9 protein-coding genes are annotated in these 15,737 nt (G+C 63.8%); 4 read left to right on the forward strand and 5 right to left on the reverse strand.

Annotated features, from left to right (window positions below):
- Nucleotides 1-540: 540 nt before the first annotated feature.
- Together ACQ5DX_RS29605 and ACQ5DX_RS29610 are read right to left on the reverse strand one after the other, a co-directional pair.
- Entirely contained in the window at nt 541-1,476 is a 936-nt protein-coding gene (locus ACQ5DX_RS29605; RefSeq protein ID WP_430336291.1) for a ParB/RepB/Spo0J family partition protein, read from the reverse strand.
- Nucleotides 1,476-2,186 (reverse strand): ParA family protein, encoded by a 711-nt coding sequence (locus ACQ5DX_RS29610; protein ID WP_430336345.1) that lies wholly within the window; start codon nt 2,184-2,186, stop codon nt 1,476-1,478. The genes ACQ5DX_RS29605 and ACQ5DX_RS29610 overlap by 1 nt, the downstream gene beginning before the upstream one ends.
- A 6,656-nt stretch (nt 2,187-8,842) precedes the next feature.
- Between ACQ5DX_RS29610 and ACQ5DX_RS29615 the strand changes: the two genes are divergently transcribed.
- From ACQ5DX_RS29615 to ACQ5DX_RS29625, 3 genes are read left to right on the forward strand one after another with little or no spacing between them, the layout of a single operon-like run.
- On the forward strand, nt 8,843-9,622 hold the full coding sequence (locus ACQ5DX_RS29615; protein ID WP_430336292.1) for a CoA transferase: 780 nt from the start codon (nt 8,843-8,845) through the stop codon (nt 9,620-9,622).
- Nucleotides 9,619-10,473, forward strand: coding sequence for an HpcH/HpaI aldolase/citrate lyase family protein (locus ACQ5DX_RS29620; RefSeq protein ID WP_430336293.1), 855 nt, complete (start codon nt 9,619-9,621; stop codon nt 10,471-10,473). Before ACQ5DX_RS29615 ends, ACQ5DX_RS29620 begins: the two co-directional genes overlap by 4 nt.
- A 4-nt stretch (nt 10,474-10,477) precedes the next feature.
- Nucleotides 10,478-11,476 carry a MaoC family dehydratase gene (locus ACQ5DX_RS29625; protein WP_430336294.1) on the forward strand — a complete coding sequence of 333 codons (999 nt, stop codon included), beginning with the start codon at nt 10,478-10,480 and terminating at the stop codon, nt 11,474-11,476.
- Here ACQ5DX_RS29625 and ACQ5DX_RS29630 read toward each other — a convergent pair.
- The 3 genes from ACQ5DX_RS29630 to ACQ5DX_RS29640 all read right to left on the reverse strand — a co-directional run bounded on the left by ACQ5DX_RS29630 (nt 11,457) and on the right by ACQ5DX_RS29640 (nt 14,248).
- Complete coding sequence (locus ACQ5DX_RS29630; protein ID WP_430336295.1) at nt 11,457-11,798, reverse strand: hypothetical protein; 342 nt, start codon at nt 11,796-11,798, stop codon at nt 11,457-11,459. The two genes, ACQ5DX_RS29625 and ACQ5DX_RS29630, sit on opposite strands and share 20 nt — an antisense overlap.
- Nucleotides 11,799-12,164: 366 nt before the next feature.
- Nucleotides 12,165-12,899 (reverse strand): sulfite exporter TauE/SafE family protein, encoded by a 735-nt coding sequence (locus tag ACQ5DX_RS29635; RefSeq protein ID WP_430336296.1) that lies wholly within the window; start codon nt 12,897-12,899, stop codon nt 12,165-12,167.
- A gap of 89 nt (nt 12,900-12,988) precedes the next feature.
- Entirely contained in the window at nt 12,989-14,248 is a 1,260-nt protein-coding gene (locus tag ACQ5DX_RS29640) for a benzoate/H(+) symporter BenE family transporter (protein WP_430336297.1), read from the reverse strand.
- Between the two features lie 84 nt (nt 14,249-14,332).
- Between ACQ5DX_RS29640 and ACQ5DX_RS29645 the strand changes: the two genes are divergently transcribed.
- Nucleotides 14,333-15,718 (forward strand): PLP-dependent aminotransferase family protein, encoded by a 1,386-nt coding sequence (locus tag ACQ5DX_RS29645; RefSeq protein ID WP_430336298.1) that lies wholly within the window; start codon nt 14,333-14,335, stop codon nt 15,716-15,718.
- The last annotated feature ends 19 nt before the right edge of the window (nt 15,719-15,737 follow it).

Consider the following 15,737-nt stretch of genomic DNA (forward strand, 5'->3'; position numbering starts at 1 on the left):
TCTGAGCCTCCTCGGTTCCCGTGGGCGCTGTACGACCACGACAATGGTGGCCGTACGGCTCTGCATAGGCACCTGAATGGGCGGGACCATGACCACTACTCCGCGAACAGTGGGCTGGGAGTCAGCCTGGTTCTCGGTGCCAGCGCCCACTTCCGTGGTCGTAAACGGCGCCGCTGAAGTCCCTGAGCCCTTCCCCCAGTCGAGCTCAACAGACCATCGATGAAGGTCCCGTCTCAATCTGCAGACAGGCCCTTCCCGGGTCATTGCTATGCGTCGAAGACGCAAATCTTGAGCACCCCGCAGATTCCGAGTATTCCAAACTTCCGTCCAGGACGGACTTTGAAATCGGAGACCTGGCCCGTTCTCCAGTGAGTCTCACGGCGATAGGGCAAGCGCCGTGTACGCCACGGCACCGCACATGACTTCCTGAGGGACTTAGGCTCGCTGGCGTCGGGCTGGCGTGTGTGTGAATGGCGCGGTAGGGAGCTTCGATCGTGAGGGTGGTCCCCTACCGCGCCATGCGCATTTGCGCTCCGCGGACTACTGCTGCCCTTGCTCGAGAGCGTCGACCAGTGAACGTCGTTCCTCGTCGGAGTAGTGGCGGAAGACGGCCGCTGCGAGAAGGGCCGGATCTGCACCCAACTTCCGCAGGGCCTGTACGACTTTGTCCGCGGGTTCGAGTTTTTCGGAAGAGGTTGTGGCAGTTTTAGTTTTCGGTTCGCTAGCGTCGGGCTGGCTTGTGGTCTTTTCGGATCCAGTATCTTGTGTGGCTTCCCAGGCGGCGACCTGCTCCTCGAGGGGCACCTTCGCGAGGGAGCGGGCGTGCCGGATGGCGAGGTCACCAGCGCGCAGCGCTGCCTGCAGCTCGGGGGCGAGTTTGAGCAGCGCTCGACGTTGTGACACCCAGCCCTTCGAGCGTCCCAGCTTGGCGGCCGCCGCGTCGGCGCTGCCGAACTCGCCGACCATCAGTTCCACGGCCTTGGCTTCTTCGAGGACGTCGAAGTCGCGGCGGTCGATGTTCTCGCTTGTGGCGGCCCACAGAACCTCTCCCCTGGTGACCGCGATGCTGTCTCGGACAACGACATCGAGGCCGTCGCGCCCGTACTTGACCGCGGCGGCGAGGCGCCGGTTGCCGTTGACTACAACATATTTGGCGTCGCCGATGCTGTCGGCGTCTTCCGGCCACAGTGCGAGCCACGCGCGGCGGCTGATGACGGTACCAGGCTGGAGCTGGCGTTCGGCGATCGTCGACAGGTCTGACAGGTCACCGACGTCGTCACGCGGGTTGCGGGGGTTCGCGACGAGATCATCGAGTGGAACACCGGGCAGGAACTGGCCGTCGACCACAACACTGTCGGCGGCGGCGGCGTCGTTGGCAGGCTGGGGCTTTGGCGCCTTATTGCGGTCGACAGGCGAGTTGTCCCCGACCGATCCGACCAATGACGCGAAGTTCGCCCGTCCGCCTCGGGGCGCCATCAGCGCTCCCCGTCCGCGAGTTCGAGGCTGAGTTTGTAGAAGTCTTCGCGGGCTTGCAGGGAAACCCGGTTAGCTTCGTACTCGGTCACGACACGGCCTTCGGCGGCGGCGCGGGTGTGAACCTTGTAGTGGCGGATGACGGTTCGCGCGAGGGGCCATCCGTTTGCCTGGACAAAGGCGCGGGTCTGTTCGAGGTCGGTCTTGCCGTCGCGGGGGTCCCAGTTGTTGACGACGACGATGAACTTCTTGTTCAGCGGTTCGAGGACCTGCTTGATGGTGCGTGCGGTCGGGTCAAAGCACAAGGGTTCGGGTTCGATCGGCACGATCACCAGGTCCGCGACGTCGAGGACCGCACGCAGCGCGTCACCGGAGGTGCCGGCACCCAACGCGTCGGTTCCATCGTCGTTGCCGGACAAGTCGATCCAGCCCGGCGTATCGACATAGACGTGCTTGATGCCGGGCAGCTTGTCGAGATTGCGGAGGACATCAAGATTGTCGTGGACCTGATCGATCAGGAACGGCAGCTCCTGCACCCGGGAAGCCCACCACACTGCCGATCCCTGCGGGTCGACCGAGATCGCCGCGACCGGCGACTGAACGTCGTCGTCATCACCTGAGGTGAGGACGTCCGCCTTCACGGCCGCGAGATTCATTGTCAGGGTGGACTTTCCCACTCCACCCTTCTGGTTGAGCATGACATGCACAGCCATCGAGTAACCTCCGTATACTTCGCCCCCGAGGGGGCTACTTCGGACTTGCACCACCAGAGTGAATCGGTGGCGATTTCACGCTGCGTAACACTGTAATCCGTTCGAAGCGAATCCGTTTACATCGCGCGACCATAACAATAGACCCGGGCAGGTCTATTGTTCAACCAACAGTCGTAGGATCCGATGCGTGATCGAGTATTTGACGTTGCATGAGGTCGCCGGCCGAATCGGCGTCACCTACAACACGGCTAAGGGCTACTTGAGGAAAGGCCTTCTGCCAGAAGCGGATGCGGCGATCGGATCCAGGCTCGGCTGGCTAGCGGAGACCCTCGACGAGTGGATGGACACTCGCCCAGGAAGAGGTCGTTGGGGACATCACGAAGACACTCTTCCACGCTGAACGATCGCTTCAACTCTCCAAAATTCACGAACCGGCATCGGCGTGTCGCGCACTCTGTTGGGGTCGAATCCGGTACAGAGTTCGAGTTCCATCGTTTCGATGGCCCTGCCTTGCTCAGATTGGAATTGGCAGACCACAAACTCCGACCCGTTTCGTCACTGTGACGGAGTTTGAGGCTGTCCTTTCTGTCGTCAATGCTTCGCTCTACGCATGGAACCTGAAATCCACAGTCCCGCAGTGATGTTGCCGGATTGAAGGTCATCTCGCCCAGTAGCCAAGTTTGATTCGGAGTGAGATCAAGACGTACGCGCCCACCGAACGGGCCAGGGATCCTCGATCCGTTCGGAATCTGATGCGCGAGTTGGGCGCTACCAGGGCACTAGTCGCGTAGTAGTCAGGGCTGAACCTCGACTATCTCAGTTGGCCTATCATGTCCTGGCGAGTCACAGATAGAACCACCGCATCCCGGCCACTCCCCGCCAGATCAGGTCAGCATCGCGCTACAGGATGTCGCGACGCCACTGACATCAACCTTCGCAGGATCCGACATCTGGTTTACCGCGGTAAACCAGAGCTCCCGGTGGACCATGCTCCCTTCGGATCCTGAGGGGCGCCACTTCGAGCGACGCGATTCTGCGCTCCTGGTGGGTCGCCTGGATGCATGAACGTGGAACTTGGCTAGCGCCGCTGGTATTGATGACAGTCTGTTCAGACACATAACTGGTGACTTCGCTCCATTCGGCGGTGGAGCGAAGCTTCCCCTGGCCCATCCAGCGCGACGGCGGCTTCCGGGCGTCATGCCGCCACCTCTTGCCAGCCCTGGGGCGGAGTTCGCTGAACTCCCGCATCAATCCCACTCCCCTCCGTTGCAACCGCCCGAGATCGGTTGGTTTGGCGGTTTACCGCGGTAAACCGCCTCTCCCGGCGGACCTCGTTCGGTTCGGATCCCTAGTCAGCGCCGCACTATCAATCCCACTCCCCTCCGTTGTTACCGCCCCCGACCGAGATCGGTTGGTTGGCGGTTTACCGCGGTAAACCGCCTCTCCCGGCGGACCTCGTTCGGTTCGGATCCCTAGTCAGCGCCGCATCGATCGACACGATTCCGCGCTCCGACCTCAGACACCGGATGCGTGAGCATAGAGCTGAGCGATCCGGTGCGACAGCGGGTTCCGGGCGTCACGCCACCACCTGTCGCCAGCCCTGGGGCGGAGTTCGCTGAACTCCCGCATCAATCCCACTCCCCTCCGTTGCAACCGCCCGAGATCGGTTGGTTTGGCGGTTTACCGCGGTAAACCGCCTCTCCCGGCGGACCTCGTTCGGTTCGGATCCCTAGTCAGCGCCGCATCGATCGACACGATTCCGCGCTCCGACCTCAGACACCGGATGCGTGAGCATAGAGCTGAGCGATCCGGTGCGACAGCGGGTTCCGGGCGTCACGCCACCACCTGTCGCCAGCCCTGGGGCGGAGTTCGCTGAACTCCCGCATCAATCCCACTCCCCTCCGTTGCAACCGCCCGAGATCGGTTGGTTTGGCGGTTTACCGCGGTAAACCGCCTCTCCCGGCGGACCTCGTTCGGTTCGGATCCCTAGTCAGCGCCGCACTATCAACCCCACTCCCCTCCGTTGTTACCGCCCCCGACCGAGATCGGTTGGTTGGCGGTTTACCGCGGTAAACCGCATCTCCCGGCGGACCTCGTTCGGTTCGGATCCCTAGTCAGCGCCGCATCGATCGACACGATTCCGCGCTCCGACCTCAGACACCGAATGCGTGAGCATAGAGCTGAGCGATCCGGTGCGACAGCGGGTTCCGGGCGTCACGCCACCACCTGTCGCCAGCCCTGGGGCGGAGTTCGCTGAACTCCCGCATCAATCCCACTCCCCTCCGTTGCAACCGCCCGAGATCGGTTGGTTTGGCGGTTTACCGCGGTAAACCGCCTCTCCCGGCGGACCTCGTTCGAATCGGATCCCTAGTCAGCGCCGCATCGACCGACACGATTCCGTCGAGTCACCCGCTTGGGGGCTGATTGGCGCCCGGCATTGATCCACAATCAATCAAGCGAGTCATCGGCGACCTCGCGCCGTTCGACTATGGAGCGAAGCTTCCCTCTGACCGATCCTGTGTGACAGCGGGTTCCCAGTTGTCGCTCCATCACCTTCCTCAACCCTGGGGCGTCGCTCGCCGAACTCCCACACCAAACGCGCTCTTCCTCAGCTGCAACCGCCCTAGATGGCGTTTCGGAAGTGACGGTTTACCGCGGTAAACCGTCACTTCCGAAACGCCGATGCCTACGGAGCGCTAGCAACGGCGAAGGGCTGAAACTTCGCCTGTTTTGCGCCTACCCAGGACGTGGGCTCATTTCGTCACTGTGACGATTAGATTTCTGCGCGAGGTTAAGCACCACGTCTCGCAGTTGCGGCGCGACCCCATCTGTCCTCCCCTTCAGTGGTGAGCATCCGTGCCCAACTGCTACCCGGACCCGAGTCTCACGCAACGTCCGTTTTCGCCGGCCGCCATCTCTTCGCTAGATTGGTTCCACGCACCAAGCCGAATGTGCATTCGCTCGAACCATCTGTTTACCGCGGTAAACCACGGGCTTCGCGGCGGCTACATCATCCAAGCGGTTCGAGGTTGTTGCTGACCAACTCTCTTTGGCACGGAACCAACGCTACTTGCCAAGGCAGTCCGCCGACCGTACTCCAGAACGGGACGTGAAGCATCAAAGGCTGGATCGCTTGTTTACCGCGGTAAACAGCAGGCATAGGGCACTGCTTCGGACTCGGCGACTTCCTCATGTAGTCGAGGTGTGGTTCACCGCGGTAAACCACAGGTAAGAAGAGTCGGCTACATCGCAGCTGGACTTCACTGATTTGGTCGGGGCGACCGCAATTCTCACGAATTCTGGCCTGGAGCGCATTTGGACTACCAGACTGTTTGACTAGGAAACCCAGGTGAGGTCTAGTCAGCCCAAGGTGGTACGTGGTACGCCGCGGAGCGCCCCATGATTCTCGTTCATGGAGCACGCGTCGGAAGGACGCTGTTTACCGCGGTAAACCACACCAGTTCCTTACGTGGATCGACTGGCCGCCGGCGCCGCGTACCGCTGGACACAGGAGCTCCGGGGGTCGCTGTGGAGTCGGATCCTGATGGAACGACGAGCGTCGGATGGCTGCTCCGAGTAAGGATGCTGGCGGTCTACCGCGGTAAACCGCCAGCGGTTGCGCGATAGATGGACCGATCGTCCTCAGGCAGCACGCCAGCAACGGCGTCGGGGCAGAATCGATCGTCGCGCCAATGTGTTTACCGCGGTAAACGGAGACTCCACGCACCGCCATCACGAGTGGGACACATACCGCTGACGGAGATGCCGGGATCCGGGCGGGGATGCAGAATCTGTTGGTTCCCGCGTTCGTGCAGTGGTCGGGGAGATTCTGCGCCCTGGTTTACCGCGGTAAACCGGCGCTGCACTCGCCGCCCGACCACGCCGCATCATGCGGCAGGCGTATGCAGTTCGAACTCGGCGGACTTCACGTCCGGAACGAATGCGGTGTCGATCGGATTCTCATTACCGGACACGTGAGTGGGTTTACCGCGGTAAACCGGCGCTGCACTCGCCGCCCGACCACGCCGCATCATGCGGCAGGCGTATGCAGTTCGAACTCGGCGGACTTCACGTCCGGAACGAATGCGGTGTCGATCGGATTCTCATTACCGGACACGTGAGTGGGTTTACCGCGGTAAACCGGCGCTGCACTCGCCGCCCGACCACGCCGCATCATGCGGCAGGCGTATGCAGTTCGAACTCGGCGGACTTCACGTCCGGAACGAATGCGGTGTCGATCGGATTCTCATGACCGGACACGTGAGTGGGTTTACCGCGGTAAACCCGGTGCACCTGGGGGAGAGGGGGGCGGGCCGGGAACTGCCGCATCATGTTTACCGCGGTAAACCGGCGCTGCACTCGCCGCCCGACCACGCCGCATCATGCGGCAGGCGTATGCAGTTCGAACTCGGCGGACTTCACGTCCGGAACGAATGCGGTGTCGATCGGATTCTCATGACCGGACACGTGAGTGGGTTTACCGCGGTAAACCCGGTGCACCTGGGGGAGAGGGGGGCGGGCCGGGAACTGCCGCATCACGTTTACCGCGGTAAACATGATACGAGGGTAGGGCACTCGCCGCCTTCTAGCCACGATCCATCGTGCAACGTAGTCAATCACGACCGCGTCCTCGCCGCGAGGACTTGCCCAATCCTCGCCATCGCCGTTCGTCGGGTTGCGGCGGACGCCTTCCTCGCGAGTCGATATGTCGCCTCTTCAGTTGCGCGGATGCGCTCTTGGTCGCGATGCCTCTTCGCGGCAATCGCTTGCTCTGAGTAGGACGGACCTGACCAGTCAATGCGAGCAAGTCGCCATCGCAGATACGCGATCGGATCATCCAGCGTGCCCGCTGCCGGCCAGGTCCATCCGCGACGTTTGGTGTCGTCGTTGAGGGCACGCGCGATATCGCGGCCAGACCAGCGTTCAGAGTCTACGGAATGGGCCCTAATCGCGTCACACACGGCCCCAATGTGTCGGGGGTCTTTTAAGGACGAGGCATGCCTCAATAGCTCGGCAGCGGCCTTCTGGAGGGCTATCGGGCGCGGCTCTCGGTTTGTGAGTGAATGCCCTCGCGCGTCGCGCGCCTGCGCGCGTGTTGTCTTGTACTTCCTAACGGAAGTACAAGAACTAAAGCTAGTACCAAGAGATTGGGGGCCACGGTTGGTCGGCTGTGGATGAATGGGGGAGCGGCCGCGCGAGCCCGCAGAGTCGCGGATCTGATGTACGGTGTCGCGGGTGACGACGGATCTTGGGGAGATAAGCGCCCAAACGCTGGTCGCTTTGGTCTGTCGGCGTCCGTGGTGCGCCTCAGCCGCCCACCGCTCGATAGTACGAAGAAGCCGCCCACGAACCATCTCTTGGGCCATTCCGAGGCCGGACAGCACTCGGCGGGCACGCTTGAGGACGGTGATCGAGACGCCGGCTCGATCGGCGAGAAGCTCTCTGGATGCGGTGACGCGGCGACCTGTGCGGTGATCGGCGCTTCTTGCCATGCTGACTGCTACCGCGTAGACCCGTTCAGGATCAACATGGTGTTGTCGGCAGATGCTAATACCATCGGGCGCATTCATAATCTCGCGAACCTGGCGCTGCCACTCCATTCGACCCGACCATATGGGCGTCCGAGACTGCATTTCGGGGTTTACCGGGATCGACCAGGTTCGCCCCAATTGATTGCTGGCTGAGTTTATGTTCGTTACTAGTTCGATATTTGCCTTCGCTGCTGCGACAGCATTTGCGAATTCTGTGTCTTGTTCATCCCCGTCGGGCTGCACGGGATCCGCGTCATGCGACGCGCGCGACGCGCCGAGCGTTTCCGCCGAATGTGCTGTTGCATTGTCAGGGCATGCGCTACCCTGAGACGTACCGAACAAGGTAGTCCCTCCGGGAAAGTAGGACCTACCAGCGGTAAGCCCGGTTGATAGCAGCACAAGGAGTCGAAGCGGCAACTTCGACTTCGCCTAAGAACACCGGTCCGGGCAGAAAACTGAAGAAGAGTCCTCAGTAGCTACATCTCGATCCGTTTGGCACAGGTATCAAGCGGCAAGGCCCCCCATCCGGGGGCTTTGTTGTTCCCAGTGCTGCGTGAAGATATTTACTTGTTACTGGTCGGTAACTTTCCGCCTCCTATTGTGGTTGGGTATAGCTGCGCTTATCTCATCACACGCGTGCTGGGGCGACTTGCAGCGACCCGCCGAAAAGTTCGATTTCCTTGAATTCGTTTACCATTCCCGGAATGAGCTTCGTGGGGCGGTATCGAGAATTACGGCGCCTGAAGAAGGAAACTCCGCTGCCTCCGGTGCCGACTGACACGACATGCACTGGCGTCGTTCCACCTGTCGTTCCGACCGATCCCGGGCGGGCGCGCGTTCGTTCGTATGTGCGGCGCACACAACAGAGGTTCGTACTCGGAGTCCATGTGTCAGCCGCCGGCGCCAGTGACGAGGGCACGCGCGAACGCTGCCACTCGGGTGACTTGCTCGACCGTCAGGGTCCCTTGCTCCGCTGCGCCGAGATCAATCATCCGCGGCCTCGGGGTTGCCCAGGTAGGCGTCCACGACGTTCGGTCCGCGGACCTGGAGTTCGCCCTGCTCGCCGTCCGGCACGACGGAGTACCGATACGGCGCCACCGGTGACCCGAGGTCGGGCCGCCGCTCATGACGGGACCGCAGGGTTCCGCCGCCCCCGTCAATCATGTTTTGCCCGCGTGGGATCTGCTGACCGGGCTGTATGCCGCTCTCGGCCTGGTGACGGCGCTGCGCCGGCGCGAGCAGACCGGCGAGGGCGCGTATCTGCAACTCGCGCTGGGTGATGTCGCGCTGTCCGCGGTTGCCAGTATGGGCTGGGTCGCGGAGGCCGACCGTTGCGGTACCGCGCGCGCACGTCAGGGCAACGCGCTGTTCGGTAGCTATGGCGTCGACTTCCCCACCGCTGACGGCCGCGCTGTCATGGTTGTGGGTCTGACGACCGGCCAGTGGCGCGCGCTGGTCGACGTCACCGGCACCGCCGACGTTTTCTCCGCCCTCGAACGCCATCGCGGGCTCGACCTGACCGTGGAGGCCGATCGGTATGCGGCCCGGGACGCCGTCACCGCCGTCCTGCACCCCTGGTTCGAGTCCCGTACGCTCGCACAGATCGAGGCCGAGTTCGACGGGACCCGCGTCCTGTGGAGCGCGTACCGCACACTCGCCGACGTTGCCGCCGATATCCGCCACGTCGCGGGCGACGTCGTCGTGCAGGAGGTCGACCAGCCGGGCATCGGAGCCATGCTGACCTCACGCTCCCCACTCCGCTGGTCCGGTGAATACACCGATGCCGCACCGGCACCGGTTTCCGGAGCACACACCAGGGAGGTGGCCGCGGCTGCCGGACTGGACGACAGCGCCATCGATGCACTCGTCGACGCGGGCATTCTCGGAAATCCGGAGACGACATGAGCGGCCCCATGACCCCCCTCGGCCGCCGATGCGCTCTGGTCGCCCCGGGCTCGGACGAACGCAAGATGGCCAAGGCTCTCGAATCGACCGCCGACGAGGTGGTACTCGACCTGGAAGACGCCGTCACGCCCGCACGCAAGGAGGAGGCGCGTGCCGTGGTGTGCCGGATCGTCGGGGAGCACCGGACCGATCGCACGGTCGCCGTTCGCGTCAACGGCCTCGGCACCGCGTGGGCGCTGGACGACCTCCGAGCCGTCGGTGCGCTCGACGGTGTCGCCATCGTCCTGCCGAAGGTCGACACCGCCGACGACCTGATCACCGCCGACCGATTGCTCGCCGAATCGGGCTCGACGGCCCGGTTGCAGGCACTGATCGAGACTCCGCACGGGCTTCGCTCGATCGACGAGATCTGTTGCGCCACCGACCGACTCGAAGCCGTCGTGATCGGGTATGACGATCTGGGAGCCGCGCTCGGTCGAGTCGGCGGGCACATACCCGCACGTTGGCTCCACGTCCAGGATCGGGTGTTGATCGCAGCCCGCGCCGCCGGCGTCCAGGCGATCGACGGACCGCATCTGTCCATCGCCGACGACGCCGGCTTCCGGGCGGCGGCGCAATGGACTCGCGATCTCGGATTCGACGGAAAGTGGGTCATCCACCCCGGACAGGTCGATTCGACGACCGAGATCTTCACGCCCACAAGCGATGCCGTCGACCATGCCCGCCGTGTTCTCGATGCCATAGCCGAGGCGGAGAACGCCGGGGCCGGGGCGGGGCAACTCGATGGCCAGATGCTCGACGAGGCCGTCGCGGTGGCCGCTCGACGTGTACTGGCACAGATCGGAGGCTGACGACATGACTGGACCACGCTTCGTCGGGGGACCCTACTTCGACGAGTTGACCGTCGGCACGGTGTTCGACACCGCGCCCGGCGTCACCCTCACCGACGGACTCGCCGCTGCGCATCAGGCCATTCTCGGCGACCGGATCCGACTGGCTCTCGACACTCACCTGTCGCGGGCGGTCACCGGGGCCCCGACCGCGGTCGCGAACCCGGGCCTGGTGTGCGACATCGCAATCGGGCAGTCGACGCTCGCCACGCACCATGTGAAGGCCAACCTCTTCTACCGAGGGCTCCGCTTCCACCGGTTCCCGCACCTGACCGACACCCTGTACACGCGGACCGAAGTGGTCGGGCTACGCGAGAACTCAGCTCGTCCGGGTCGGCGGTCCACCGGTCTGGCGGCGCTCCGGATGACGACGACCGACCAGGACGGGCGGACGGTCCTCGACTTCTACCGGTGCGCGATGCTGCCGTTGAGCGACGGTCCCGACCCGGCGCGTGTCGTCCACGCCGACGACCTGTCCGCGATCGGTTCGTCCGACACCCCCGCGTGGTCGGTCCCCGAGAGCTGGGATCTGAACGCGTACCGGGACAGGGTTTCCGGCCGGCATTTCTCCCCCGACCTGGTCGGCGCGGAGTTCGCCGGCAGCGGTGACGTCGTCACCAGTGCACCCGAGCTCGCGCGGCTGAGCCTGAACATCGCCGCCGTCCATCACGACGAGCGAATTGTCGGCTCCCGCCTGGTGTACGGCGGGCACACGATTGGCATTGCACTCGCGCAGACGACGCGCGCACTGCCGAACCTGGTGACCGTGCTGGGTTGGCGGTCGTGTGATCACACCGGACCGGTGCAGGAAGGCGACACCCTTACCAGCACCCTGCAGGTCGTTCACGCCGAACCGATAGGTCAGTGGTGGGCCGTGCAGCTGCGCTCCGTGGTGCACGCTCACGGTGTGACGGGGGCAGACCGACCGGTACTGGATTGGGAATTCACCGCATTGATGACCTGAAACGTTCCCCTCGATAGGTGGAGGGTCCTTTGAAGGCGAAGTCATCACCAACCTGTTCGCCGAGCGTCTCCATCAGCAGGACGACCACCTGTTGCGGTTCATGAGGTTGGTGACGTCGATACGTGCGCATGTAGTTTCGAAATTCCTCGGGTGTGTCCTGTTGCCCGAGGTCGGTGACGATGCTGATTCCTCGACGGAGCACGAAGTCGGCGATGTCGTCGGTTTCCGCGGCCGTGCAGCCTAGTGTGAAGTGGGCCCCGCGCACGATCGTGCCCCAGGGCGCCGTCACAACGAATTCGCCGGCACAGATAGTGCGGTGCACCAGATGGTGACCTGGAGTACGACACCGGTATTGAACCTCCCGTGCGGAGGGGCTCCGACCAGAATTTTGGTGCAGGCGGTTCGGCTGTTTCTGTACTCGCGCCACGTGCACCCGGTCAACGAAGTGTCCTGATTGATAAAGACGAGACCAGACCGGGTGCCAAGGACCGCCACCGTGACGTCGTTGTGCATGACCATCCGGTTGACTTTCTCCCGCCCGTGGGCGGTCTGAGGGAAGACAATGCCGTGCACAGATTTTCGTTGACAGCACCGTCGTGGGCAGAATCACCGGCATCCGTAGGTGGACGGTGTAAATCTGTCCACTGTTGCCGGGTATGTAGCTGCTCGGCGGACGTGGAAGGGCCGCTCACGCGAATAGGCCCTCCCACAGAACAGAAGCAGCTCCGGCCAGCGCGACGGTCACGACGAACACACGTATCGTAGTTGACGAAATTCGGTGGGCCAGAGTATCTCCGATCGTTGTCCCGGCAAGGAGGCTGGAAGCGAGTGCGCACCACATCCACGCCGGCCAAGCGGGCGCTCCGGCTGGGAGGATCGACAGCTTCGCGCAGAATGAGACGCTTCCGAGAACCAGGAACAGTGGTTGTGCTGTAGCCACGAACGAGCGGTGCGGCCAGTTGGTGAGAATCGCATATGCCGTGATCGGCGGTCCTCCCATACCGGCTGTCGCGTTCGTGATTCCCGCTGCCGCCCCGGCAACCACCGTCGCGATACGGCCGGAAACGCGGACATGGAGGCATTTGACCAGCATCGATCCCGCAAGCGCGACAATCGAAACGGAGCCGATGACGATGAGAAGCGCTGAGTTCGAACTTCTCGCACTGAACCCTGCACCCAGCAGTGCGGTGACGACAGCGGGCGGCATCAGCCATCGCAGCAGGTGCCAGTCGATGTCGCGCCACACTCGGACGGCGACGATGAACGCGGCGATTGACGCCAGTGCGTTGACAACGAGGACTCCCTGCTGAGGACCGATCAACAGTACGAGAAAGGGGGACAAGAGCATCGAGAACCCCAGTCCGGCAAGCCTCTGCGTTACCGCACCCACGAACACGAGGACGACGAGGACGAGATCGAGCATGATTCACAGTCCTGCTGTCTTCGTGCGGCGACGACCCGTTCGGATCATCGCCGCACCTTCGGACATCGACCGAGTAATGCGGGGCGCTCTCAGCGGATTGCCTCCTCGGCAAGCGCATCCGGGTCGGGATCGGGGCTCCCGACGCTTGTGGCGCGGGTGGGGCGACCTTTCACCGTGGGCAGGCCCAAAATCACGTACACGGCACTACCAGCTAGCAGCCCCCAGAATGCGCTGCCCACGCTGATGAGGACGATGCCCGACATCGTGACCGCGAGCGTGGTGAGCGCCGAGACCCCGGTGCGGGCGTCGCCGCCCATCGCGCCCTTCAATGCGGTGAGCGTAGAGGCGAGCAGTGCTACCGCGGCGAGTGTCGTTATGGTCTCGGTGGGGATGGACTGGAATCCCGCGACGAGGAAGCTGCCGAAGATGCCGACGAGCAAGTAGGCGACACCGGCCGAAAGTCCTGCGATGTAACGGCGATTCCGGTCGTGATGCGACTCGGGGCCGACGGCGATGGCCGCGGTGATGGCCGCGATGTTGATGCCGTGGTTACCGGCCGGGGCCAGTAGGGCGGAGACCGTGGAGATGGACCCGACGAGGAGTCGATCGTTGGGCCGGTAGCCCTCGGATCGCAGCAACGCGAGCCCCGGAGCGTTCTGCGAGGCCATCGTCACGATGAACAGCGGAAGCCCGATGCTGACCAGCGCGGTGAGGTTGAAGGTCGGCATCGTGAAAACCGGGCCGGTGATCGTCAGCCCCACGTTCATCGACTTGAAGGAACCGGTCACCGCGGCGACCGTCACGCCGACGATCAGCGCCGCGAGGACCGCGTACCGGTCGAAGTACCGCTTGCCGACGAAGAAGGTGGCGATCACGCTCCCGGCCAGGAGCGGAGCCGCCTGGAATGCTGCGCCGGCCGAGATGACGAAGGGAAGTAAGATGCCGGCCAGCAGCGCCTGCAGCACCGGCGCGGGCACGCGGTCGAGCAGCCATCCGAACCACCCCGTGTATCCGACCACCGCAGCCGCGATCGACGCGACGAAGAACGCGCCGACCGCGTCGGAGAAACTGAACCCGCCCAGGGACGCGATCAGTAGCGCGGCACCTGGCGTCGACCAAGCCACGATGATCGGCATTCGCGTGAAGAGGCTCAACGCGATGCTGCAGACGCCGTTACCGATGGATACGGCCCACACCCATGAGGCGGTCTGCGCTTCGTTCAATCCAGCTGCGCGAGTTGCCTCGAGTACGATGAGGAAGGGGCCGGAGTAGTTCACCAGCGCTGAAATTACCCCGGCGACAAGCGCAGACGCCGAAACGTCCTTGAGCACCGAGCGCAGCACACTCATGCGGCGAACTCCCGTAGAGAGCCGAGCGAAGTCTGTGGCAGTAACGCGATTGACAGTGCGGGAGTAACGTTATCCAATGCTCTCATGGGTAACGATAACAGAGCCGCGGAGGTCGCCGCGATCCTGCGGAATCGTGCCGCCTCGATGCGTGTCGGTGACAAACTGCCCCCGGTTCGTCAGCTCTCAAGTGAGTTCCAGGCCAGCGCTGCGACGGTTTCCCATGCGATTGCGCAGCTTCAAGCGCTCGGGGTGGTCAAAGCGGAGCCGGGCCGAGGCACATTCATCGTCGGACGGGACCGGCTTCCGGAACCCGACTATTCGTGGCAATCGCAATCGCTCGGCCGCGCACGGGTCGACGCGCGTAGAACCTCCCGGCTGGGTGCCTACGGAACCGCCGACGACATCCAGTTGTCGTGGGGTTATCTGGCCCCGGAGTTACAGCCGCTCGAAGACCTCAGGTCCCTGGGTGCGCGTGCCGCGCGAAGCCCGAGGGCGTGGACGATGGCGCCGCCGGCCGGCCTGCCGGATCTGCGCAGAGTCTTCTCGGAAGAGTTCCACACCGACCCGAGCGACGTGATGATCGTGCCCGGGGGGCAGCAGGCGCTCGTCTACGCGCTGCGTACCCTCGCCGACCCGGGCGCGACTGTGATTGCCGAAAGTCCCAGCTATCCAGGGGCGATGATCGCCACGCAGGCGGCCGGTCTCGAACTCGTCGCTGTCCCCGCGGACGCCGACGGCATCCGGCCCGACAAACTTGCCGACGCGCTGGAACGCACCCGCGCGACTGTGATCTACCTCCAACCGTGCTACGCCAATCCGACCGGCGCGGTGTTGAGCGCCTCGCGTCGGGAAGAGGTGCTCCGGCTCGCGGCCCGACACGGCGCCTTCATCGTCGAGGACGACTGGGCCCGGCACCTGAGCATCGACGGGCGTGCGCCCGCACCGCTGTTCATTCAGGATCCCGACGGGTACGTGGTTTCGATTGCCACGCTGAGTAAATCGGCGGCACCGGGACTGCGGGTCGCCGCGATCGCTGCGCGAGGGCCCGCCGGCGAACGCCTCCGGACGGCGCGCATCGCTGACGACATGTGTGTGCCCCCGTTGATCCAGGAGGTCGCGCTGAGCCTGCTCACCTCGAGTGCCTGGCCGCGGCACCTCAAGAGGCTCCGGTCGCACCTTGCGGAGCGCCGCGACGTGATGCTGGGCGAGATCGCGGCGATGCTCCCGGACGTGCGCGTGCCGCACATCCCTCAGGGCAGCATCCACCTCTGGGCCAAGGTCCCGGAAGGTACCGATACGACGGCGTTGACCGCCGCCGCCCAGGATGCCGGCGTCCTGATCGGCGACGGCGGACACTTCTACTTCGACGAGCCCCCCGCGGCGTATATCCGCCTCTCGTATGCTGCCGCCTCCGTCCCACAGATCACCGAGGGCGTCCGTCGAATCGCACGGCTCATGGAAGGGGAATGAGCACAACGGATTGCAGACC

This window comes from Rhodococcus sp. ACT016, assembly GCF_050477185.1.
In the GTDB taxonomy this organism is placed as follows: domain Bacteria; phylum Actinomycetota; class Actinomycetes; order Mycobacteriales; family Mycobacteriaceae; genus Prescottella.

What these genes read in the sequence shown, in the direction of transcription:
- ACQ5DX_RS29605 (WP_430336291.1), bottom strand. Translation starts at nt 1,476, where the DNA reads ATGGCGCCCCGAGGCGGACGGGCGAACTTCGCGTCATTGGTCGGATCG.
- ACQ5DX_RS29610 (WP_430336345.1), bottom strand. Translation starts at nt 2,186, where the DNA reads ATGGCTGTGCATGTCATGCTCAACCAGAAGGGTGGAGTGGGAAAGTCC.
- ACQ5DX_RS29615 (WP_430336292.1), top strand. Translation starts at nt 8,843, where the DNA reads ATGACGGGACCGCAGGGTTCCGCCGCCCCCGTCAATCATGTTTTGCCC.
- ACQ5DX_RS29620 (WP_430336293.1), top strand. Translation starts at nt 9,619, where the DNA reads ATGAGCGGCCCCATGACCCCCCTCGGCCGCCGATGCGCTCTGGTCGCC.
- ACQ5DX_RS29625 (WP_430336294.1), top strand. Translation starts at nt 10,478, where the DNA reads ATGACTGGACCACGCTTCGTCGGGGGACCCTACTTCGACGAGTTGACC.
- ACQ5DX_RS29635 (WP_430336296.1), bottom strand. Translation starts at nt 12,899, where the DNA reads ATGCTCGATCTCGTCCTCGTCGTCCTCGTGTTCGTGGGTGCGGTAACG.
- ACQ5DX_RS29640 (WP_430336297.1), bottom strand. Translation starts at nt 14,248, where the DNA reads ATGAGTGTGCTGCGCTCGGTGCTCAAGGACGTTTCGGCGTCTGCGCTT.
- ACQ5DX_RS29645 (WP_430336298.1), top strand. Translation starts at nt 14,333, where the DNA reads ATGGGTAACGATAACAGAGCCGCGGAGGTCGCCGCGATCCTGCGGAAT.